Genomic DNA, 22,809 nt, shown 5'->3' with positions numbered 1-22,809 from the left:
AATAACGTCTCTTATATTTTTAATGAGTTTCGTGTTAGTCCGGAACTTAAGATTACGGTCTTAGGTAAACGAATCCTTGTTGCTGTAAATGAGCCAGTTCTGCGACGCCGCTGGCGACGATATCTTTTTGATCGACATCATATAAATCTCGATTGATATTCACTTTACGGCCCTTAACGGTATTTGCACAAACATTGAACATCACGCCTTGCATTTTCAGGTTGTCGATTTTTTGCTGCATTGTGACTGAGGCATTAGCCGCTTTAAACTTAGGGACGTTTGTCAACGCATCTTCATTTAAAACCAAAGACAGTCCATTACCATGCATGACGACACGGATATCTAAATTTTTAGAGCCAACCGCATTGATATGGTTTTGAATGTTTCGTAAGGTGCTTGACTGCTTTTTAGCATCATCATAATTGATGTGATAAACCACCTTTTGTTGGCCATAGTCATTTGCCGCTTGGCTAACCTGTGTCAAACCCAATAGCAAAACTGCACTTGCCAAAACTGTAGAAAGTAATTTTTGAATGCTCATGATGTTTCTCCTAAGACGGTACCAATTAAGGTTTTAAGATTTGGTAGCCTGCAGCGTTGAGCTGTAAGATACGTGCTGCGCCGGCTGGTACGACATTTACACCCTCTACTAATGCTGGCTTGCTGCCTAATATTTTTGAATAATGATTCAGAGTATTGGCGCATCCACTGAATCGAACCCCTGCGTTCATCAAAGATTTGATGCGCGGTGTATTCACGTTTCCTTCAAGCATGAGTCTTAAGCCAGGGCCAAATGCGACGATTTCTAAATCTAAGTCGCCAGCGTCATAGTGCTTCATCAGGTTATTGGCCACATTCAGAACTAATGTTTGCTTGAATGGGTTCGGATCACTGATTTGTAATACAACTTTATGTGTCGCAAAAGTGTCCGGTAATGTTGGTTCTTGAGCAGAAAGCACGTTCAAGGAAACGAGCATCGACATCATCCAGGTTAAAATTAGTAAGGGTATTTTTTTATTCATCACGATTTTATTCCTCCGATTTCGTGAGTATTTAAATAAGTACTCATCCTAATAACGTAAAACATTCCAACTTTATTCCAACTTCTTGAGATGGTTGTTTCTATGGGCAAATAACGGAATCTTATTTAATGAAATGGTTATATTCTTATGAGTGAAAATAGAGTTGTCTTTAAATATGTTTTTGCCTATGATGAAAAAAAGGAATTTTTTTATGATTGGTAGCTGGGTTAAATTAAAAACAAATCAAGTCAAGTTGAATGCGGTTTTAGAATCGAATTATGCAAACTTATATCGCATTGCTTATGCATGGAGTCAGGATGAATCCCTTGCGCAAGATTTAGTGCAGGATACAATGTTAAAATCGCTGCAAAAAGCGGATCAGGTTGAAAGTTTTGAAAATATCGATCGATGGCTTTGTAAGATTATGCATAACATGTTTTATGATAATTGTCGGAAAAGTGCGCGTTGGCAACAGGTGAATGTGGATGAATATGAGGAGCAGTTGCGAACCGAATCAATCGAAACGCTTTATATTCAAAAGCAGGACGTTCGTAACATCCATGCAGCCATCGGTAGTCTGCCAATTGATCAACGAGAAGTAATGGTATTAGTTGATTTGCAGGGGTACTCTTACCAAGAAGTTGCTGAAATATCAGAAGTTCCAGTAGGAACGGTTATGAGTCGATTGTCGCGAGGTCGTGCTAAGTTGAAAAAGCTCATAACGAGTGAGAAATTTATTCCCCATTATGCCAATAATGTTGTGGATTTGAAAAAGAGTAATTCAAAATGAATCAAGACCAAAGAGCGGCTCATCCAGATATTCATGCCTATATTGATGGTGAATTGACTGGAGACGAGCGCGTAGCTTTTGAGCAGATTTTGCAACAAGATAAAGTGTTGCAGGATGAAGTATGTGAGTTGAGAAAAATTAAGCAGCAAATGCTAGAACATTACCAAAGAGTTCCGATTCCGAAAAGAAAGCCGCTCGAATCTAAATCATTCAGTGCACGATGGGCGGTTGCTGCGTCATTTGTGGCTGCGTTTGGGTTAGGATTTCTAGCTTCTTCTGAAGGCGTGATATCGCCACAATCTTCATCAAGTTCCATGCTCATTGCTGCAAATAGCCCCCAGAAGCTGTTGTTGCATATCGACTCTAATCAGCCAGCAAAAACTCAGGCGGTATTGCAGAAGGCCAGTGCCTTGTTAAGTGTCCAGTCAAAACAGGTCGGGGCGCCTAAAATGCAAATTGAGATAGTTGCTAACGATCATGGTATCGAGCTTTTCGAAGAGGGAAATCCAAGTCGTGAAGCCATTGTGAATTTATTAGCCCAGTACGATAATTTGAAGTTGATTGCCTGTCAAAGAGCCTTGAAACGCCGTGCAGATGAAGGCAAGCCTTTAACTATGATTAAAGGGGTTGAAACCGATAGAGCTGCGCTTGATGAAATTGTGAATAAAATGCAAAAAGGGTGGGGTTACTATAAATTTTAAGAGGCGCTATCTATGAAAGCTTCTGTCAATAAAAGTGGATATTTGTTTTGAATGAAGACCGATTTTCTGGCAAAAGTTTTAATTTGTTCTGAAGATGGTAAGTCGATATGTGGCCAGTTGGTTGCGTGAGTTTGGGTTACCTGAAAAGGGGTACGTTTTAAACCGGGGAGTTGGAATAAGATCTCGCCGAGAGGACGGTTCCCCAAATGTTTAAGTGCATACCATGGGTTGCCTGTTTGCCAATAAGGTATCACGGTTCTGGCATAGACGATCGGTTGCCCATCGCAAGTTAAGAAGACGCATCGAATCCATGCTTTTTGTGACAGTGGGATGTTGAGTTGCTGCGCCTCTGACACCAGAGGTTTTTCATAGGTTTCTGACAGAATATTCACTTCCATATCTGGGCAGCCTAATCGAATTTTTGCTGTCAAAGAACCCGTGTCCAATAACCAGTTATGCAATTGTTTCGGGCCCTTTAAGCGGTCAATCAATCCGGTGGGATACCAGTGAGGTTCTTGTCTGAGCGTAACGCGTGTAATGGCGTGTTTAGGCATGCTTATAATCCATTTTTTCTCCAACCCAACGTTCATTTAAGGCATCTGCCACTTCTGGGTGCTCTTTGGCTAAGGTTTCGGCACAGTGTTTAATCACTGGAATCATTTCTTGATCGCGTTTCAGATCTGCAATTCTAAAATGTAATCCGCCTGTTTGTCGAGTGCCCAATATTTCACCTGGGCCGCGAATTTTTAAATCTTCTTCCGCAATTTTAAAACCGTCATTAGATTCTCGCATGATGTTAAGGCGTGCTTTACTGGTTTCGCCCAAGGGGGCTTGGTAAAGTAAGACGCAATGACTTTTTTTGCTGCCTCGACCAACGCGTCCACGTAATTGATGCAATTGAGCTAGCCCAAGGCGCTCGGCATTTTCGATAATCATCAAGCTTGCATTTGGGACATTAACACCCACTTCGATCACTGTGGTTGCCACCAATAGATCCAGATCATGGTTTTTAAAGGCTCGCATGCGTTCTGTTTTTTCATCCGCTTTGAGACGACCATGAATCAATCCAACGCGTAAATCCGGCCAATGATCCATGAACTGCTGTGCGGTCACTTCAGCGGCTTGTGCATGAAGTAGCTCTGATTCCTCGATTAAAGGACAAACCCAGTAAGCTTGCACGCCTTGTTTGCATTGTGCATATAAGTGCGTCATGACATCAAAGCGTTTGCTGTTGTTTAAAACAGCGGTTTCAATCGGTTGTCTGCCCGGTGGAAGTTCATCAATAATGGATAGATCTAAATCGCCATAAGCGGTCATTGCCAAGGTTCTGGGAATGGGGGTCGCTGTCATAATGAGCTGGTGAGGATGGCTTTCATTTTGCATTCCTTTGTCATGTAGAGCCAGTCGCTGGTGTACGCCAAATCGATGTTGCTCATCAATAATCACAAGACCTAAATGATGCAAGGTAACACTGTCTTGAAAAAGCGCATGGGTACCAATAATGACTTTTGCTTTGCCAGATGCTGTTTTTTGGAGCATATCCCGTTTTTCGGCAGCCTTCATTTGACCATTTAGCCAAGCAACGGATATATTAAGAGGTTCCAGCCATTCAAGAAAATGGTTTTTATGTTGTTCCGCCAAAATCTCAGTCGGTGCCATAATAGCAACTTGATAACCGGCATCTGCTACTTGCAAGGCAGCTAAAGCAGCGATAATGGTTTTACCGGATCCGACATCCCCTTGCACTAAGCGTTGCATGGGGTGAGGTTGGCTAAAATCCTGCTGGATTTCATTTAAGACACGATTCTGTGCGCCAGTGAGTTTAAAAGGAAGGCTTTTTAATAAATGCGAAACAGTCTCACTAATAGGAACTTTGGGCGCCATTCGCTGTTTATCGTGTTGACGTAAAAGCTGTAAACTCAATTGATGAGTTATCAATTCTTCAAAAATCAATCGTCGCTGTGCCGGGTGTTCAAATCGCTGAATCTGTGACAAGTCGTCTTCCGGCTGGGGTTCATGCAAAGTTCGCAAGGATTGATTGATCGGTGGGATATTCATTTCTTCTAATAGCGTTTGGGGTAAAGCTTCTTCCAGCGGATATTGTTTCAACAGGAGTAACGTTTGTTGCATCAGTTTGAGCAAAGTCGTCTGCCCCAATCCTTCTGTAATGGGATAAATTGGTGTAAGGGTGTTTTCAAGAGGGGGTGGATTTTCTGGGCTGAACAATTGATAGGTCGGATGCACAATTTCCAATCCGTTTGGCCCTGAGCGCACTTCACCATAAGCCCGTAATTTAAGGCCGCGTTTGAACTGTTGTGCTTGTCGGTAATGAAAGTGAAAAAAACGGCAACTAATAGGGCGGTTTGAACCATCAACCAGTTTCACGATAAGACTGCTGTTACGGCTTTGGGTCATGTGCTGGCCGATGATTTCCCCTTCAATCAGCGCTTCCTGACCAATGAATAATTGACTAATAGGAGTCAGTTTGGTCTTGTCTTGATAGCGCAAGGGTAAGTGAAACAGTAAATCTTGAACGTGAAAAAGCCCTAGGCGATTCAGTTTTTCTACCTGTTTGTCACCAACCCCTTTTAGTGTGGTCAGTTTGAGTTGTGCGAGCATAACGTTTGATCCGACTTGGTCATGGGGTTAAGTTTCGTAAACCGCCCAAAAATGGCCAGGCCTGGCTGTTTTTGGAAGAAGGTATGATGTTACTTTAATACGTTAGGCGCATCATAACCTTGGGGTTCATCCGTGTAAATGCAGACATTCCAGTCTTGCGCCAACCCGGTTTCTGCTAAGCAATAGGTGTTGAAGAAATTAACGATTTCATCTCGCTGACAGTGAGCTTCAAACGCGTTGATATCTGACCAGATTTCATTAAAGACAATTGGAAAGCTTTTGCCATCTGCATAAGGGGTTGGCACTTGGCGAGTCACGCGATACTGTAAGCACCCATCCTCCCTTAAGGTGTTGGGTTCTAAGCTTTGCAAGATTTGAAATAATTCAGCCTCTTTACCTGGTTTAGGTTGAAATTGTGCGAGGCAGTATACTTTTTTAGACATGAATTTCTCTTTGATATAAAGGGGTGGCTTTATTTTAGCGAAATTCATTCAGGCGGTTGGAGGAATTTAAAAAGGAATCGGGTATAAAGCTTACTTGCTAAGGTTTTAGGCTAGTACCCATTGGCCTTTGCCGCGTCGTTTGGCTTCGTACATCGCTTTGTCGGCCTGGTTAAGAATGTCATCAGCATGATGTTTTCTGCTGGATTGGTCAAATATTTTAAGGCCAATGGAAGCGCTCACTTGCCCTTCTGATTGGTCGGTGAGCGTGATGGGGTGTCGGATCGCGCTAATGATTTTGTCGGCAACCTGAGCGGCAAAGCTTTCATTTTGAATATTTTCCAAGAGGACCACAAATTCATCTCCGCCAAATCGGGCTGCTAGGTCGGTTTTTCGAATGATTTTTTGAATGCGGTTGGCCGCTTCTTTTAGTACAGCATCACCTGCATTATGCCCATATTGGTCGTTGATTGACTTAAAGCCATCTAAATCAATAAACAAAATCGCGTTAGATTGTGAGTGCCTCTCAAGCCGAGAAATGGAACGCCCCAATTCATTCACCAGTAACCGCCTTTTTGCCAACCCGGTTAGCTGGTCATAGTTTGCCATTTGATAGCTTTCTTCAATTAAGGCTTCTTTTTCGTCGTTGAGTTGATTAAATGCTTGGGTGACGTGGTTGTAATAGGTTGCGATTAAAGAGGCATCAGAATAGGGCTCCACCATGATTTTTTTTGAAAAATCCTGTTCTTGAGCTTGATTGTTCATGGCTTGTGCTAGATCAAACATGGAGGTTGAAGCTTGGTGCTCACTGATATTAAGTCCCAGTATCTCTTTTGATTCGCTGACTCTCAAAGGGTAAAGGCGATTAATAATACTTAATAAACTGTAAGTTACCAAGAAGGTGAGTAGTCCAACGACGATAATTCCGAGGAGTTGAATTTTAAGTTGTTGCCAAAAATTAGCCTCTGCGACCAAGAAAGAAACCATCAGTGTACCGGCAACTCCAGCAAAAAGGTGGACAGGTACAGCTTCAAGCGCATCATCAATTTTCCATTTAACCAATAATATTTTCCCGCCCAAATAGGCAAGATAGCCCAGTATGCCTATCAAAATCGCTGCTCCAGGAGAGGCAAGATGGGCAGAAGCGGTAATGGCGACCAAGCCAGCTAAAATGCCATTGATGATGTCAATAACTTGATAGTAGCCTGTATAAAGACGGCTGACAATCAATCCGGTTATACCGCCAATCGCACCTGCAATGAGGGTGTTCAGAATGACTTTTCCTGTCTCATAGTTAAGCGCCAGAACACTTCCTCCGTTAAATCCTATCCAGCCAAGCCAGATAAGAAAGACGCCTAATGCGCTATAAGCTAAATTGGACTGCTCAAAAGGGTTTTTCTGGGTTTCAAATCGGCCCAAACGCGGTCCAATGATTAATATGGCTGCCAGCGCTGCCCAGCCGCCGACAGAGTGCACAACCGTTGAACCGGCAAAATCTATAAACCCGAGTTGAGCCAGCCAGCCGTCAGCATTCCAGATCCAATGTGCCTGCACAGGGTAAATAAACAAGGAGACAATCACTGCAATAATTAAATAAGACGTGTATTTTGTTCTTTCAGCGATTGAGCCTGAAATAATAGTGACAGCAGTGGAGACAAACATAGCGTGGAATAAGGTGAGGACCAGCTCCGAAAGAGAGTTTTCATAAAAGAAAACAGGACTCCAGCCAAATACCCCGTGATGACTGGTGCCAAGCATGATGCTAGCCCCCAAGACAACAAAAATCATAAAAGCGATTAAAAAGTCACTGACATTTTTGATGGCGGTTGAGATGGAATTTTTGGTTCGAGTTGCGCCTGCTTCAAGCGCAGTGAACCCTGGTTGCATAAGCGCTACCAAAACCGCACTGATTAAAACCCATAGAATATCAATTAACTGATCGCTCATCGCCGGATGCTCTCTTTACGATGTTTTTAGTTAATAAGCAAGAAAAGAGCCTAAATTAATAAAAGCTTATATAGCTTGGAGATAAGAAATTTTAAGTAGCTATAATATGATTTATTAGATGAGTTTTGCGCTATTGTGATTCTTTTTTGTATGGTATGGGTGCAATTGGAGAATGTTACTTCGCCTTATAGATTAAGGCGAAGTATAAAGAGGGTTAGTAAGAAGACAGTTCTAAAATCCCATCCATTTCAACATCAGTCCCTTTGGGTAGTTCTTTGACCCCTACGGCCGCGCGTGCAGGGTAAGGTTGCTGAAAATATTGCGTCATAATGTCATTCACTGTCGCGAAGTGGCTTAAGTCGGTTAAGAAGATATTGAGCTTTACAATATCTTGCAAAGAGCCGCCTGCTGCTTCGCAAACAGCGGTTAAATTGTGGAATACTTGGTGAATTCGCTCTGAGATATCGCCTTCCTTCACTTCCATTGTTTCAGGAATAAGAGCAATTTGTCCGGATAGATAAACCGTACTGCCTACTTTAACTGCTTGAGAATAGGGGCCAATGGCCTCAGGTGCTTTGTCGGTTGAAATGATTTCGCGCATGAGAAATTTCCTTTTCATTAAATCGTTTTCGGCATGAATTTTATCATAAATAAAGTAAAAGGCTTTTTTGTAATCGGGATCCTTTTTAAGGATGTTGTTCATTATTTAGTTGTTTTGTACGCTGTTTTCAAATAATTAACTGTGATAGAATTTTTATTATTAGTCTTGGCTAACTTTTTACTTAGGGTTGTTTATTTTTTAGGAATATTATGGTCTTTATGTCTACATTTTTGAAAAAAAGTTCGTTAATCGGGTTGTTGTGTTTAGTCGGTTGGCAATCTTCAGTCGTGGCCAAACCCGTAAATGTGGTGGTGACAACTGGTATGATCGGAGATTTGGTCTTGAATATTGGTCAAAAAAATGTCGAGATGACGGCCTTGATGGGAGTTGGTGTTGATCCCCATTTATATAAGGCGACACACGGCGATCTCAGGCGATTACAGAAAGCAGATGTTATTTTTTATAATGGATTACACTTAGAAGGCAAAATGCAGGATGTTTTCGAAAAGTTATCACGCAGAAAACCCGTTTATGCCGTGACTCAGGATATTGATGAACAGCAATTGCATCGTTACGGAAAAGCGCATGATCCGCATGTCTGGTTTGATGTCGCCTTATGGTATGCAGCAGGTCAACTTGTGTTGGAAAAATTGATTCAGCACGACCCTCAGAATGAAACGATCTACCGACACAATGCGGCACAGTATTTAAAACAATTATCGAAACTCGATGATTGGGTGGAGCAACAAGTCAGCCAAATTCCGAAACAGCAGCGAGTGTTGATTACAGCGCATGATGCTTTTGGCTATTTTGGAACGGCTTATGATATGGAAGTGAGAGGATTACAAGGCATCAGTACGGCGACTGAATTCGGATTGCATGATATCAAAGCATTAAAAGAACTTATTTTAGCGAGAAAAATAAAAGCCGTTTTTGTTGAGTCCAGCGTTCCCAAACGGTTTTTGGGGGCTTTAGTTGCTGGCGTGAATGAAGTTGGACGGCCACTTAAGATTGGTGGGGAGTTATACTCCGATGCGATGGGCTTGTCTGGAACGCCAGAAGGAACCTATATTGGCATGGTTAAACATAATGTGAATGTCATTGTTCGGGCATTGAGATAAGGATATTAGATGAAAGCGATTCAAAACTCTCCACTGATTGTGGATCAACTGAGCATGCGATACCAGTATAAGCCTGTGCTGACCGATGTTAGTTTTCAGATTCCAGAGGGAAAGACTATAGCGGTGGTAGGCCCCAATGGGGCCGGAAAATCCACTTTATTAAAAGGCATTATGGGGCTTGAACCTACGATGAGTGGGAGCATAAAGTTTTTTGGGCAGCCCCTTGATCAGAAACGTTTGGCCGTTGCTTATGTGCCTCAAAGAGAAGAATCTGACTGGGATTTCCCAATCAATGTGATGGATGTCGTTTTGATGGGACGACATGGGCAGCTCAAATTTTGGCAGCGGCCTTCTGCTCAAGATATTTTGATTGCAGAGCAGGCTTTAGAGCAGGTGAGTATGTTGGATTTCAAAAGCCGTCAAATCAACCAGCTTTCTGGCGGTCAACAACAGCGTGTATTTTTGGCGAGAGCTTTAGCGCAAAAAGCCAGCCTTTACTTAATGGATGAGCCTTTTGCCGGCGTTGATGTCACCACTGAAAAGGCAATTGTTGAATTGTTTGAAACGTTAAAAACTCAAAACAAAACCATTGTATGTGTCCATCATGACTTGAATACAGTGAGTGAATATTTTGATTGGGTGTTATTGATCAATGCGCGTTTGATTGCCGCAGGCCCTGTCAACGAAGTATTGACGCCTGAGAATTTGAATAAAACCTATGGCGGACGTTTATCTTTATTGAATGAAATGACCGAAAAGCTTTATCGCTCTAATATTGATCGGGTGCATGATAATGGGTGATTTTGTAGCCTATAATCCTTCCTATTGGGCATTGTTTGTTGAGTTTTGGCAGTTGAATGATCCCAATGCTGTTTGGGTGCTCATTGGGTCGGCATTGTTAGGGCTCAGTGCTTCGGTTATTGGAGGGTTCGCTTTTTTAAGAAAGCGTTCTCTGATGGGCGATGCATTAGCTCATGCTGCACTCCCGGGGGTTATGACCGCGTTTATCTTATTTCATGCTAATACCCCCATATTGATGTTTTTAGGGGCGGTATCGAGTAGTTTTCTTGGGTTGTTTTTGATGGACTGGTTACCTAAGAACACCAAAATAAAGCCCGATGCGGCAATGGCGATTACCTTATCTTTTTTCTTCGCACTCGGCTTAATGGAGTTGTCTTACATTCAAGGGTTAGAAGTAGCGGGAAAGTCAGGCCTGGATAAAATTCTATTCGGCCAAGCCGCTGCAATGTTGCCGCACGACATTTATTTATTGTCTATTGTCGCCATCATCGTTTTGATTATGGTCGCGTTATTTTTTCAAAAATTTCGTTTGATTGCTTTTAACCGCTCCTATGCGAAATCAATTGGGCTCAATATTCCTTTTTATGAGGTTTTGTTGGCACTTTTGATTGTGATGTCTGTGGTCATTGGGTTGCAGATTGTCGGGGTGGTATTGATGGCTGCAGTCTTGTTAACACCTGTGGCGGCCGCTAGGTTTTGGAATCAGAATTTACCGGGTATGTTGATGACGGCAGGGGGGATTGGTGCAATCAGCGGGGTGCTGAGTGCCAATGTTTCTTACATGGCCCCTGCCATGCCAACGGGGCCTTGGATGGTAGTAATGTTGTTTATTTTGTTTGTAATCTCTTTCTTATTTGCACCCCGAAAAGGGTTATTGTCAAACCTTGCTCAACAAAGGCAGCTGCGACGTCACGTGTGTGACGAAAATGTACTTAGAACCTTTTATATTTTGAATGAACGTCATCCCGTTAATGATAAGAAAGAACACTCTGCAATTGATTTAGGGTTGGCTTTTGGTGAGGAAGCTATCTTAGCTGTGCGGGGTATAGCGATCGGAAAACTCAAACAAACATTACAACGTTTAGAGCAAAAGGGTTTACTGAGTCGAACGCATGACACGGATGGTTGGCGTTTAACTGAAATGGGAATGTTTGCTGCGATGACTTTAACGCGTCGACATCGTTTGTGGGAGAGTTATTTAACCGAACAACTCGATATGGATGTCAATAAGGTGCACCATTATGCAGAGCAGATTGAACATTTGCTCACCGACGAAGAGACGCTGCAAATAGAGCAAGCTTTAGCACAGCAAGGAGCGTTGCGAGATCCGCATGGCCGGAAAATTCCGGATAGCCGTAATCACCCTATTCAGGATGAGGTGGCAAAATGATCAGTGATTTATGGATTCTTGCAACTGCCAGTCTCGTGGCAATTAGTTGCTCTATGGTTGGCGTATTTTTGGTGTTGCGTCGTATGAGTTTGCTGGGAGATGCGATTAGTCACTCGGTTTTATTGGGGATTGTGTTGGCGTATTTGATTGCTGGCAGTCGCTCTGTAGTGGCAATGATGATTGGAGCGACTTTGATAGGGTTGCTGACTGCATGGCTTTCCAATGCTCTACATCGTGTCAGTAAGTTACAAACGGATGCCAGTATCGGTATTGTTTTTACTTGGTTTTTTGCACTGGGGGTGATTTTAATTTCCATTTACGCAGGGCAGGTCGATTTAGATCAGGAGTGCGTTTTGTATGGCGAAATCGCATTTGTTCCGTTTGATACCATTATCTGGGGAGAGCAAGACCTCGGTCCTCGCGCCTTATGGATTATCGGTGGTGTCTTTATAGTGAATTTGATTTTAATTTTATTGGCTTTTGAACGATTTAAGTTGGTAGCGTTTCACCCTGCTTTGGCCCTTTCTTTAGGCGTGAGTGTCTCTTTTTGGCATTATCTATTAATGACGATGGTGTCTTTAACTACGGTTGCTTCATTTGATGCCGTAGGGGCGATTTTAGTTGTCGCATTATTGGTTATTCCAGCCAGTAGTGCTTATTTATTAGCGAGCTCCTTAAGGTCAATGTTATGGTTTGCTGCGGGTTATGCTCAAGCTGCTGTTTTGTTAGGGTATGCACTCGCGGTATGGCTCGATAGTTCTATTGCTGCTTCAATTGCTGTGATGGCTGGCGTGCTATTGATTGTGACGGTATTGGTGTTGCAATGGCAAAAGCAACGCCACGGCATTAAAGTTAAAGCGACAGTGTTGGATGACACTTTTCACTAAAACGTCCAGACCTGGGCGTTTTTAGGGATGCTGAGTATGTGTCTAGAAACCGGTAAAGACTAGGGATAGGACATTGTTTTCATACCCATCGCCGTTTTTATATTCACGATAGCCACCACTCATTTTGTAGCCCAAGATAAAGCGTTGATCGCCAATATGCCAATTGGTAGAACCAGACTCTCCATTCTGGCAGTGTTTGACTTTATCTGGTAGATCAATCATGTCCCCAATTTGGTAATGCTCTGAGGTGGTCGCAATAATTTCGCCTTCTGCTGTCGTGAAGAGGTTGAACGTCGATTCATCTACTTCTTTGTTGACATAAGTCGGCTTGGTGTCCTCTAACATAGCTTTAAATTCAGGTTCGCTGTCAAACACCAGCGCAATGCCACCTACATTTTTATGTTCACTGTGCCAGTGTTTTACAGCGGCGTGGTAAATATAGGTGTATCGTCCATCATACAGGTCGGTTTTATGGAAATTCGACACCACATAGTCTTGTGTGTCTTGTATGGATAAGCAAGAAGAGGTGTCTTGCGGTTGAGGCAAAATCGTATCGACTAAGTGACCTTCTGCAGGATTGGAAACCGCAATGATTTTTCCTTTGCGGTCATACAGCATGATATTAGTGTAGACGGTATAGAGTTGATTGATATATTGCAGAATATCCGTCAGGGTTTCAGTTTCTTCTTCCCCTACGGGCGCTTTGTCTTGATGATCGCTGAGAATTTTTCTAAAAGTACTGTTGAGTGCCCACCAGCGACTATCATTGGCACGTTCATAAAGATTTCGATCCATGATTTCAATCGCTAAAGTCGCGCTGAAGCTGACTTTATTTTGAATGGTTTCGACCAAGACCGTATGAATATGGTGAATAAAATCACTGAAAATGGTTTGGATATCCTTACTGATGTCTTGAAAGCTGTCTAAAACCGGTAAAAAAGATTTTACATCCTTTTTTAAAGAGGTGATTTTGCCGTTTAGAATAACAATGAGCAGCAAGGTACTCACTTTTAAGTTGGTTTCATCTAAGTCTTTAAGGTAAATGGGGGAATCTTCTTCAATCACCACACCTAAGTCATCGCTGGACTCGCTTCCAGAAAAAGCCACATTGTGAGAAGCATGGGTATGACAAAACCAGGGGAGGCCTTTGAATCCTTGGTAACCATGGGTTTGTGTGGTGTAATTTAATCCTTTATCGCTGCCTTGAGGTGTGTGCATTTGGCTCGGTGGCGGAAATTTTTTTCCTAGTGGGTGTTGAGAAGGGGTATTGCTGGCAATTACAGTCCCTTTCTCATCCTGTAGCATAATTTCATAGCCTTCCTCAGCACTGCTTAGCTTTGGAAAGATGGACGCCATCTCTTCATCGAACTCAAAGCTTAAACAAAGCACTCCCACGACCTTAGATTCTCCATTTTGAGTCGCTTCAATGCGTTTTGCATAAATCAAGCTATTGGGTTTATTTGGAAATAAATCCGATGGTCTATAGACCTCCAAATAAGGCTCATTAGTTATTAAGGCTTCTTTAATGATGGGGTCGTTGCTACGGGTCACCGGGTTATTTGGGTTGAGCTTGGCTTTCACATCCCCTGATGGGGTAAGGAGTAGAATGTCATCATAAACACTGTACTTAGCGACATACTCTTCAATGCGTCTATGAATAAATTCTTGATCTTCTTCTGTGGTTTCAGCTTGAGATAGATAGTCAATCAAGTCGTCATCAGTGGCGAGAAAACCAACGTCGGCGGTTCTCTCAAATAAATTACGAATTAAAATATCGATGGTGGCTTGTGACTTGAGAATGATTTCACTGTTCGCTCGGTTGAGATAACGACTGACAAGTTCATCAATCATTAAGTTACGAAGACTTTGAAATTCTTTTTGGGTATCGACAATCGATTCCAACAGCTGAGGATCAATATTTTCATTATTAATCTTGCCAACCATCGCAACCGTTGTCCACCAAAGGTCTTGATGTTCCAGTTCTCCCAAGTAGCGCTTCACTTGCGGTAAGTAATGCGTATATTGTTTTAGGTTTTGTGAAGCATTTAATTCCATTTTATCTTCGCTATGTATATTCAAGTCTCGGGGAAATTGCCGCCCCTTTTTTTAAGGGTTAAGTCATATTAGAAGATACTTAAGCATTTTGGATGCCATGGTTAGGTTTTTAAAAGAAATCAGGGTTATAGGGGCAAAAACAGCTTTTTTAGCTACACCAAAAGTGATTCATTTTAATGCATGTTTAATCAATATACGGGTGGAATGATGGGTTTTGGTGCGGCTCTTATCAGGGAAAGAATTACAATCGTTGGATTTTTTCAACAATAGGAAGGCGTTTTAATTTACGCATTACATCTGCTAAATGTTTACGGGTATGAACACGAACCACAATGTGCATTAAGCTATAAGTTTCGTCTTTATCTTCTGAGCGTACTCGATCAATATCGGTTTTCATTTCTGCAATGTTACTGGCAACAGTTGCTAAAGCACCGCGTCGATTCAAGATTTCTAGTTGTAGTTCAACATCGAACGTTTGGGTGATGTTTTCTTCCCAGTTAACGTCCAACCATTTTTCAGGGTGGTTTTTGAATTGCTTAACATTTTTACATTCTTGTCGGTGAATCACTAAGCCTTTTTCTGCACTGATGAAACCGATAATTTCATCCCCTGGAATAGGGTGGCAACACCCTGCATAATTAACGGCCATTCCTTCTGTTCCCGAGATAACCAACGGCTGAGCCGACTCCTCTGCACTATGAGGTCTAAGGATAGAGTCATCCGACCCTAAAACAACGTCATGGATTTGCTTAGCGACCAAATTTGCCAGACGTTTACCTAACCCAATCTCTTCTAGTAGATGAACCCAGCTTTCCAATTTGAACTCGACCACGATGCCTTCTCGAATGACATCTGTTAGACCGGTGTAAGACATGTTGAAGTTACGCAAGCCTTTTTCAAGTAATCGTTTTCCAAGTGCTTGAGCAGATTCAGATTGCTGATTTTTTAAAAATGCTCGAATTTGTGAGCGGGCTTTGGCCGTGGTAACAAATTGTAGCCAGGAAGGGTTGGGCTGTAATTCTTTACTGCGAATGATTTCAACCGTTTGCCCGCTTTCCAGATGTGTTCGAAGAGGAATGAGTTTTTTATCGACCCGACAACCAACCGTTCCGTGACCGACATTAGTGTGCACCGCATAAGCAAAGTCAACCGCCGTCGCGCCTGCGGGTAAGGTAATGATATCTCCCTTCGGAGTGAAGACGTAAATCACATTTGGGAAAAGATCAATTTTAACATTCTCTAAGAAATCTAAAGAGTTACCGGCACCTTGTTGGATTTCAAGCAGGTTTTTAACCCATTCTTGAGCGCGGATTTCAACGGCTGAAAGCGGTTGTTCAATAGGGCGCCCATCTTCACTGACATCTTGTTTGTACACCCAGTGTGCAGCGATGCCATGTTCGGAAACTTCATGCATTTCATTGGTACGAATTTGAATTTCAATATAGGCACCAAACGGTCCAAAAAGCACCGTGTGCAAAGACTGGTAGCCGTTAGATTTTGGAATGGCGATGTAGTCTTTAAAGCGTCCTGGAAAAGGCTTGTAAAGAGAGTGAACGGATCCCAATACGCGATAGCATTCATCAGCACTATTCACAACGACGCGAAAAGCGAAAATATCAAGAATCTCATCGAAACTGAGATGTTTATACTTCATTTTCTTATAAAGGCTGTATAAATGTTTTTCTCGCCCGATGACATTGGCTGGAATGTTTTCATCATGAAGACGGTTCGTGATCGATTCGTTAATTTGTTCTACGATCTCCGCCCGATTACCGCGTGCTTTTTTGACAGCTCTTTCTAAGACCGCGAATCGAAAGGGGTGCATGGCTTTAAACCCAAGGTCTTCAAGTTCAATACGGATAGCGTTGATGCCGAGACGAGCTGCGATGGGGGCGTATATTTCAAGTGTCTCACGGGCAATTCGACGTTGTTTGTCTGGGCGCATGACGCCAAGCGTACGCATATTGTGAAGTCGATCTGCTAACTTAATTAGGATGACCCGAATATCACGAGACATCGCCAGTACCATTTTACGGAAGTTTTCAGCTTGAGCTTCTTGCGGGTTATCGAATTCCAGTTTCCCAAGCTTGGTGACACCATCTACAATCTCGGCTACATTTTTGCCAAAGCGATCGATAATATCTTGTTTGGTATAAGGAGTGTCTTCAACCACGTCATGCAGGATGGCGGCAATTAAGCTTTCATGGTCGAGTTGGATGTCGGCGAGGATTTCTGCTACGGCAACTGGGTGCCAGATATAATCACCGCCAGTCTTTCGAGTCTGTCCTTTATGCGCTTCTTCCCCGAACTCAAAAGCAGCTTTTATTTGCTTAAGATGTCTTTTCTTAAGGTACGCTGATGCTTTTTCGATTAAGCCATCAAGTGAAGTTGGGGTGGGCATAAAAAGAGTATTGGATCCTATCGATTATCCGAAAAAAGGAGGAGTATCAGGGTCAGACATTACGACTTCTTTGTTAATCGTGTTTTCCGCTAACTCACGTAATGCCATAACGGTTGGTTTGTCTTTATCCCAGTCTAGAGTTGGTTCTGCACCATTTGATAATTGGCGAGCTCGTTTAGAGCTTAAAATAACCAGTTCAAAACGATTTTCAACTTGGTCTAAACAATCTTCTACAGTTACGCGTGCCATGTGTAATTAGTCCTTAAAATTCAGTAAATTACTATTTTACCGAATTATGGGAAAGAGTTTCAATTTAATAATGACTATTTGGCAAGAAAAACCGGAAAAAGTGGAACTTTTCAAGCTAGGATTCGTTAAAGCCTAGTGCTTTCAAATAGTCGTTGAGGATATGAGATTGAGACTTTATGACCTGGTAAGCTGCTAATCCCATGGTTTGTCTTTTTGAATCGTTGTTAAGTAGTGCCGGGATGGTGTGTTCTAGCTCGTTAATTGAGTTCAGCTGAATCATTGCCTGTTTGTTTAAAAGAAGTTGAGTTTCGGCTTCGAAATCGGACATATCTGATCCGGTGATGATAGTTGCCTTAACCGCAGCTGGTTCCAATACATTATGACCCCCTTTCGACACAAAAGCACCTCCCATAATAACCAATTTAGCATGAGCGTATAAGGGCATTAAGGCGCCAATTTGATCATCTATGTAGATTTTGGTTTGGTCGGTCACTAACTCATTTAAACTAAAGACGGCGATAGACTGTCGATTTGATGACAAAGCTTTTAAAATTTGATCTCGACGCTTTGGATGCCGAGGAACGATGACTAGCAATTCAGGACGATTAAGCTTTAACCAGATCGACACGAGTTGTTGTTCTTCATTATGGTGTGTTGAAGCGGCCAGTACATATTCTCTGTCAATAATAGGTGGATAATCCGGTTGATCTACGAGCCCTGCATACTTTAAATTATCCAGCACGTGTATTTTTTCGACGGGTGCGCCTAAGGTTTCAAAGCGATCAGCCTCTAATTGACTTCTAGCCAAAATTTGGTTTACGGACAGCAGCGTTTTACGATAAGTGGCTTTCAACCATGCCGGACTGTTTAGAGTTTTTTGGGATAATCTTGCGTTGATCAGGCTAATCGGGATCCCTTTTTTTTGAGTTAAACGGTATAAGTTTGGCCAGATTTCCGTTTCAACTACCCAAAGAGCTTTAGGTGTAAATGTCTTTAAAAAGTTTTGAATGGCATAAGGCCAATCAAAAGGTAGGTAACTATGACTGACAGAGTTTGAAAAAAGCTCCTGCACGAGTGTCGCGCCAGTCGGCGTGCTGGTTGTTATCAAAATGTCTTCAAAAGAAGTTAAATGTCTGATCAGAGATTCTGCCGCTTTAACCTCGCCAATGGAAGCACAGTGAATCCAGATGGGGGAAGAGACGTTTTGTCCAGTTTTTTTTGAAAATTCAATCCCTAAGCGTTGACAGAAAAAGCGTTTCCCTCCTTTCCGCTTAATCGCCTCGATAGCAATAATAAGGATAATTAAAGGACTGAGTAAACGAATCAGAGATTGGTAAATCATTGAAGCAGTCGCATAGTAATCGGGTTAATGGCCTGCGTTTAGCAGTGCTTCCATCATTTCGATGTCACCAGGTAAGTCCACTTCAGGCGAATCCCATTCACTTTCAACTACCTTGATTTTATGTCCATATTCGAGTGCGCGAAGCTGTTCAAGTTTTTCGATGTCTTCTAGATGTCCCATCGGCAAGGTATTAAAAAGATCCACAAAGCGTTTGGTGTAGGCATAGACACCTAAGTGCTTAAAAGAATCATGATCCCAATAGTCTCGGCCGTGAGGAATGGTTGCACGAGAGAAGTAAAGAGCAAATCCATTGATATCGGTGACTAACTTAACGTCTTTCGGGCTGGTTATTTCCGCTTCATTGACGATTTTAAAAGAAAGAGTGCTCATTTCAAACGAACCATCATAATCCGCTGCTTTGAAAGGGGCGATCACTGCTTCAATCGACCCTTGATTGACAAGCGGTTGGTCACCTTGGACATTGACGATAAGGTCATCATCCTTTAGCCCAATTGCTTGTGCTGCTTGTGAAATTCGGTCTGTCCCAGATTCTGCTTCAGGTGCGGTCATGACAACGTTTCCACCGAAACCTTCAACCACTTCTTTGATGCGTTCGTCATCGGTTGCCACATAGACGGCTTCAATGCCTGTTGCTTTTGAAATGCGCTCAAAAACATGTTGGATCATCGGTTTGTCATTAATTAATTTAAGCGGTTTGCCAGGCAGTCTCGAAGAGCCATAACGAGCAGGAATAAAGACGTAAGTTTTCATGAAAAATCCTTAAAAGAACGGGCGTGCCTTACAGTCTTAGGTTGAAAGACTGTAAGCGACAGAATGGAAGAAATTACATTTTTAGATAAAGCGAACGCAACAATTCTGGGGTTACTTTTTCTTTCCAGTCTGGACCATAGACATTATCCCAAAGCGGTGCCATACCAGAGGAAACCTGAATCATTTTATCCATTTCCGCATCAGTTAAATCCTTACAAACGTTTGTAGGCAAAGTGATGTTGTGTTTATCCAGCATCTTTCTAAAGGTTGCAACGCCTTCTGGATAGAAGTCTTCTAATGCATTAAAAGCAATGCAGTTACCGATTCCGTGGTGATATCCCATTACATAAGATAAACCATAAGATAAAGCGTGACAGGCACCCACTTGACTATACGCAATGGATTGGCCTCCCATATAAGACGCCATCATTAGTTTCTCATCGGAATCTGGGTGATCTTCTAAAAAGACCTGATTGCAAAGTTCGGAAGACTTTTCACCAAATGCTCGCGCAAATTCATTGATATAAGTTCCATTTAAAGCTTCAACATTGTGGATGTAACAGTCCATTCCCGTGTAGAACCATTGATCTTTTGGTACACCGGCAATTAGATCAGGATCCATGATGATTTGGTCGAATACAGTATAGTCTGAGTTCATACCTAATTTCTTATCCGGTCCAGTTAAAACCGTTGTTCTAGATGCTTCGGCACCGGTTCCAGAAATGGTTGGAATACCGGTATGGTGGATTGCCGGATTTTTGATTAAATCCCAACCTTGGTATACAGCAGCGCCGCCCGGGTTGGTTAATAATAATGCAACAGCTTTGCCGATGTCTAAAGATGATCCACCGCCGATACCGACCACACTGACAGGGTTTTTGCCTTTGCCAAAAGCTTGAACCTGTTCGGTTAAAGCATCGACATAAGTGGTTTTAGGTTCATCGGTGACATCTAACCAAATAACCAAGTCTTGTGGTTGATTTGGCAGACGTTCTTTTAAAGGTTTATTTTTATGAACTTCATCCACTAAAAAGACGACAAAATCATCCGGGTTTTGACGTTCATCGGTTAAAACATCATCAAGTTGGTCAAAAGAACCTCGGCCAAAAATCATTCTCGGAACAGTTTTAAAATTACGATGTTTCATTGTGGAATTCCTTTAAAAATCTTATTTAAATACTTTTGAAAATGCATCAATGCGCTGCTGAATATCGGCTTCTGACCAAGATAAGTTAATCAACATTGAGAATGTTCGGCTCATAATGTCATCTGATTTCGGTGTTTCAACTTTGCTATAGTCAGGACGGTCTGCGATGAGTTCAATCGGCAATTTAGCAGGCCCTGTCATATTCTGAATATGATTCCAGTTTTTTAGATAATGCCAGTTGTTTGCATACCAGTAAAATACGGCAGGAATATTTTCTTCCCCTAACGCGTTTACGACTTCTTTTGCACGAGCTTCTGTTGGCATAATCACGCTCAAGAATCCGGCATTATCCCCTGCTTCATCTGGGATTACTCGGAAAGAAACTTCATCATATTTTGATAAGGCATCTTTGAGTGCTTTTTTGTTTTTGCGTTGAATTTCAAGAATGCGATCTAGTTTTTTCCATTGTGCAACGCCTACCGCGGCATTCATTTCTGAGATACGGTAGTTGCTTCCCATGATGGGGTGGCTTTCAGCGCCACGATCCAAGCCGATATGGTCATGTCCATGGTCGGAATATTGATGGGCGTGATTATAAATGGTTTCATCATTGGTGAGAACTGCGCCGCCTTCTCCACAAGAAATGGTTTTGACGGAGTCAAATGAAAGGGTTCCGACTTGACCAAGGGTTCCCAAGGCTTGCCCTTTATAAGTGCCTCCAGTGGCCTGGCAAGCGTCTTCCAATAACACCAGATTATGTTTGTTGCAAACGGCTTTGATTTTATCCATATGTCCCATTGATCCACACATATGAACAAAATTGACGGCTTTTGTTCTAGGGGTGATGGCCGCTTCAATGCCTTCTGCAGAAAGGGTTAAGGTTTCATCAATTTCCGCAAAAACCGGGATGGCGCCTGCCAATACGATGGCTTCAACTGAAGCAACAAATGTGAAAGGAGGGACGATGACTTCATCTCCAGCACCAACGCCTGCCGAGGCAAGCGCTGTCGATAGAGCTGTTGTTCCGCTTGAGACAAGGTGAGCATGCTTGACTTGAAGCGTGTCGCGAATCATGTTTTCTAATTCGCGAGCTTTCCAGACATCATTTCTCATGCCGTCAAAGTTGTAGCGGAAAGTGAAGCCCTTTTCCATGACTTCATTTACTTGTTGTTTTTCCGTCTCGTCAAAGAGTTCAAAGCCAGGCATTGAATGTTCCTTTTAATGTTGTTGAGTAAGTTCGTTAATCATCACACTGTGCTTGTCATATTGCTTCGCACAGGTTTGACGGTTCGCTAAAAAAATACTGTGTAGTTCTGTCAGAGCGATATCAAAATTATTATTGATGACCAAATAATCGAATTCATTGAAATGTTTCATTTCGTTGACGGCATCTGACATACGGCGTTCGATTACTTCTTCGCTGTCAGTTCCGCGCCCTTTGAGCCTTTTTTCAAGTTCTTTAAGGCTGGGCGGTAAAATGAAAATGCTCACGGCTTCAGGGATTAATTTTCTGACTTGCTGAGCACCCTGCCAATCAATTTCCAAAATGACATCCTTGTCCTCGGCTAATTTACTTTCAACCGTGCTTTTAGAAGTACCGTAGTAATTGTCGAATACTTGAGCATGCTCTAAAAAATCGTTTTCAGTGACTTTTTGCTTGAAATTCTTGACGGAAAGAAAGAAATAATTGATACCTTCTTCTTCACCGGGACGCTTTGGCCGAGTGGTGCTTGAAATAGAAACCTGGATTCGACTGTCTTTTTCAGTCAGCTTGCTGACAAGTGACGTTTTGCCAGCACCGGATGGTGCGGAGATAATATAAAGAGAACCAGCCATTTTTAAATTCCTTACGTCTGTATTCTTATTGTTCTTAAAGCGGTGAAAGCTTCTATTCGGCACTCCACGTGAGGGAGCAATACCTTGTCCGTTTTGGCACAACATTTTAACAGAGTTTACCTAAAATTGTTGTGATTAGGCTACAATACTGTCTATGCATAGAGAAAGTATTTTTTTAGTAGGCCCTATGGGCGCTGGCAAGTCGACGGTCGGTCGTTTTTTAGCTGACAAACTGCATTATCAGTTTTTAGACAGTGATCAAGTGATTGAAGATAAAACGGGTGCGACGATTCCGATGATTTTCGATATTGAAGGAGAGTCAGGGTTTCGTGCGCGCGAAAAAGCAGCGATTGATGAGCTGACTAAGCAATCCGAAATTGTCCTCGCGACAGGGGGCGGCGCGATTTTGCACTCTGATAATCGCAAAAATCTGCGTTCAAGAGGGTTTGTGGTCTATTTGAAATCTTCGGTGGATTCTTTGGTTCAGCGAACCCGACATGATCGTAATCGTCCGTTGTTACAAACGGAAAACCCAGAGCAGGTTTTAAAAAAGCTGATTGAAGAGCGCGGCCCATTGTATGAAGAAGTGGCCGATTTGGTGATTCAGACAGAACAGGTTTCAGTGCATCGCGTAGTCAAGCAAATTTTGGATAAGTTGGCAGAGCAAAAAATCATTTAAGGAAAAGAGA

The 22,809-nt window shown here is 42.4% G+C and carries 22 protein-coding genes; 7 read left to right on the top strand and 15 right to left on the bottom strand.

The genetic code is table 11. The features are described from left to right. Positions 1-52: 52 nt before the first annotated feature. On the bottom strand, positions 53-541 hold the full coding sequence (locus tag P8629_RS00885; protein WP_278163581.1) for a DsrE family protein: 489 nt from the start codon (positions 539-541) through the stop codon (positions 53-55). A gap of 25 nt (positions 542-566) precedes the next feature. After that, entirely contained in the window at positions 567-1,022 is a 456-nt protein-coding gene (locus P8629_RS00880; RefSeq protein ID WP_278163579.1) for a DsrE family protein, read from the bottom strand. Between the two features lie 211 nt (positions 1,023-1,233). Here P8629_RS00880 and P8629_RS00875 point away from each other — a divergent pair, with 211 nt between their 5' ends. Together P8629_RS00875 and P8629_RS00870 are read left to right on the top strand one after the other, a co-directional pair. Continuing rightward, on the top strand, positions 1,234-1,812 hold the full coding sequence (locus P8629_RS00875; protein WP_278163577.1) for an RNA polymerase sigma factor: 579 nt from the start codon (positions 1,234-1,236) through the stop codon (positions 1,810-1,812). Then, positions 1,809-2,513, top strand: a complete 705-nt coding sequence (locus P8629_RS00870) for a hypothetical protein (protein ID WP_278163575.1) — start codon at positions 1,809-1,811, stop codon at positions 2,511-2,513. Before P8629_RS00875 ends, P8629_RS00870 begins: the two co-directional genes overlap by 4 nt. Here the strand turns inward: P8629_RS00870 and P8629_RS00865 are convergent. The 5 genes from P8629_RS00865 to P8629_RS00845 all read right to left on the bottom strand — a co-directional run bounded on the left by P8629_RS00865 (position 2,510) and on the right by P8629_RS00845 (position 8,120). Further along, entirely contained in the window at positions 2,510-3,067 is a 558-nt protein-coding gene (locus P8629_RS00865) for a chorismate--pyruvate lyase family protein (RefSeq protein ID WP_278163573.1), read from the bottom strand. The genes P8629_RS00870 and P8629_RS00865 overlap by 4 nt on opposite strands. Further along, complete coding sequence (gene recG, locus P8629_RS00860; protein WP_278163571.1) at positions 3,060-5,132, bottom strand: ATP-dependent DNA helicase RecG; 2,073 nt, start codon at positions 5,130-5,132, stop codon at positions 3,060-3,062. Before recG ends, P8629_RS00865 begins: the two co-directional genes overlap by 8 nt. Before the next feature lie 89 nt (positions 5,133-5,221). Further along, positions 5,222-5,575, bottom strand: a complete 354-nt coding sequence (locus tag P8629_RS00855; RefSeq protein ID WP_278163569.1) for a putative quinol monooxygenase — start codon at positions 5,573-5,575, stop codon at positions 5,222-5,224. A gap of 105 nt (positions 5,576-5,680) precedes the next feature. Beyond that, entirely contained in the window at positions 5,681-7,519 is a 1,839-nt protein-coding gene (gene amt, locus P8629_RS00850; RefSeq protein ID WP_278163567.1) for an ammonium transporter, read from the bottom strand. Positions 7,520-7,733: 214 nt separating this feature from the next. Further along, positions 7,734-8,120: a RidA family protein gene (locus P8629_RS00845; RefSeq protein WP_278163565.1), complete on the bottom strand. Its 387-nt coding sequence runs from the start codon at positions 8,118-8,120 to the stop codon at positions 7,734-7,736. Positions 8,121-8,338: 218 nt separating this feature from the next. Here P8629_RS00845 and P8629_RS00840 point away from each other — a divergent pair, with 218 nt between their 5' ends. From P8629_RS00840 to P8629_RS00825, 4 genes are read left to right on the top strand one after another with little or no spacing between them, the layout of a single operon-like run. Beyond that, a complete protein-coding gene (locus P8629_RS00840) occupies positions 8,339-9,241 on the top strand; it encodes a metal ABC transporter solute-binding protein, Zn/Mn family (protein WP_278163564.1) in 903 nt (300 codons plus the stop codon). A 9-nt stretch (positions 9,242-9,250) separates the two neighbouring features. After that, positions 9,251-10,042 carry a metal ABC transporter ATP-binding protein gene (locus tag P8629_RS00835; protein ID WP_278163562.1) on the top strand — a complete coding sequence of 264 codons (792 nt, stop codon included), beginning with the start codon at positions 9,251-9,253 and terminating at the stop codon, positions 10,040-10,042. Next, complete coding sequence (locus tag P8629_RS00830; protein ID WP_278163559.1) at positions 10,035-11,432, top strand: metal ABC transporter permease; 1,398 nt, start codon at positions 10,035-10,037, stop codon at positions 11,430-11,432. The genes P8629_RS00835 and P8629_RS00830 overlap by 8 nt, the downstream gene beginning before the upstream one ends. Further along, entirely contained in the window at positions 11,429-12,319 is an 891-nt protein-coding gene (locus P8629_RS00825; protein WP_278163557.1) for a metal ABC transporter permease, read from the top strand. The genes P8629_RS00830 and P8629_RS00825 overlap by 4 nt, the downstream gene beginning before the upstream one ends. Before the next feature lie 42 nt (positions 12,320-12,361). Here the strand turns inward: P8629_RS00825 and P8629_RS00820 are convergent, their stop codons facing one another. The 8 genes from P8629_RS00820 to gmk all read right to left on the bottom strand — a co-directional run bounded on the left by P8629_RS00820 (position 12,362) and on the right by gmk (position 22,120). Further along, positions 12,362-14,374 (bottom strand): cache domain-containing protein, encoded by a 2,013-nt coding sequence (locus tag P8629_RS00820; RefSeq protein ID WP_278163556.1) that lies wholly within the window; start codon positions 14,372-14,374, stop codon positions 12,362-12,364. A 241-nt stretch (positions 14,375-14,615) separates the two neighbouring features. Beyond that, entirely contained in the window at positions 14,616-16,775 is a 2,160-nt protein-coding gene (locus P8629_RS00815; RefSeq protein WP_278163554.1) for a RelA/SpoT family protein, read from the bottom strand. Between the two features lie 24 nt (positions 16,776-16,799). Beyond that, positions 16,800-17,024, bottom strand: coding sequence for a DNA-directed RNA polymerase subunit omega (gene rpoZ, locus P8629_RS00810; RefSeq protein WP_011371552.1), 225 nt, complete (start codon positions 17,022-17,024; stop codon positions 16,800-16,802). A 115-nt stretch (positions 17,025-17,139) separates the two neighbouring features. Continuing rightward, positions 17,140-18,366: a 3-deoxy-D-manno-octulosonic acid transferase gene (locus P8629_RS00805; protein ID WP_278163552.1), complete on the bottom strand. Its 1,227-nt coding sequence runs from the start codon at positions 18,364-18,366 to the stop codon at positions 17,140-17,142. A gap of 24 nt (positions 18,367-18,390) precedes the next feature. Further along, on the bottom strand, positions 18,391-19,137 hold the full coding sequence (kdsB, locus tag P8629_RS00800; RefSeq protein WP_278163551.1) for a 3-deoxy-manno-octulosonate cytidylyltransferase: 747 nt from the start codon (positions 19,135-19,137) through the stop codon (positions 18,391-18,393). Positions 19,138-19,210: 73 nt separating this feature from the next. Further along, the gene (locus P8629_RS00795) at positions 19,211-20,284 is read right to left on the bottom strand and encodes an iron-containing alcohol dehydrogenase family protein (protein WP_278163549.1); all 1,074 of its coding nucleotides are present in this window, start codon (positions 20,282-20,284) and stop codon (positions 19,211-19,213) included. Positions 20,285-20,305: 21 nt separating this feature from the next. Beyond that, positions 20,306-21,490: a DegT/DnrJ/EryC1/StrS family aminotransferase gene (locus P8629_RS00790; protein ID WP_278163547.1), complete on the bottom strand. Its 1,185-nt coding sequence runs from the start codon at positions 21,488-21,490 to the stop codon at positions 20,306-20,308. 12 nt (positions 21,491-21,502) lie between these two features. Next, positions 21,503-22,120: a guanylate kinase gene (gene gmk / locus P8629_RS00785; protein ID WP_278163545.1), complete on the bottom strand. Its 618-nt coding sequence runs from the start codon at positions 22,118-22,120 to the stop codon at positions 21,503-21,505. Between the two features lie 154 nt (positions 22,121-22,274). Between gmk and aroK the strand changes: the two genes are divergently transcribed. Beyond that, positions 22,275-22,799 (top strand): shikimate kinase AroK, encoded by a 525-nt coding sequence (gene aroK, locus P8629_RS00780; protein WP_278163543.1) that lies wholly within the window; start codon positions 22,275-22,277, stop codon positions 22,797-22,799. Positions 22,800-22,809: the final 10 nt, after the last annotated feature.

This window comes from Hydrogenovibrio sp. 3SP14C1, from assembly GCF_029625905.1.
Classification (GTDB): domain Bacteria; phylum Pseudomonadota; class Gammaproteobacteria; order Thiomicrospirales; family Thiomicrospiraceae; genus Hydrogenovibrio.
Note: the sequence above shows the minus strand (reverse complement) of the source record. Positions and strands in the feature narration are given on the sequence as shown.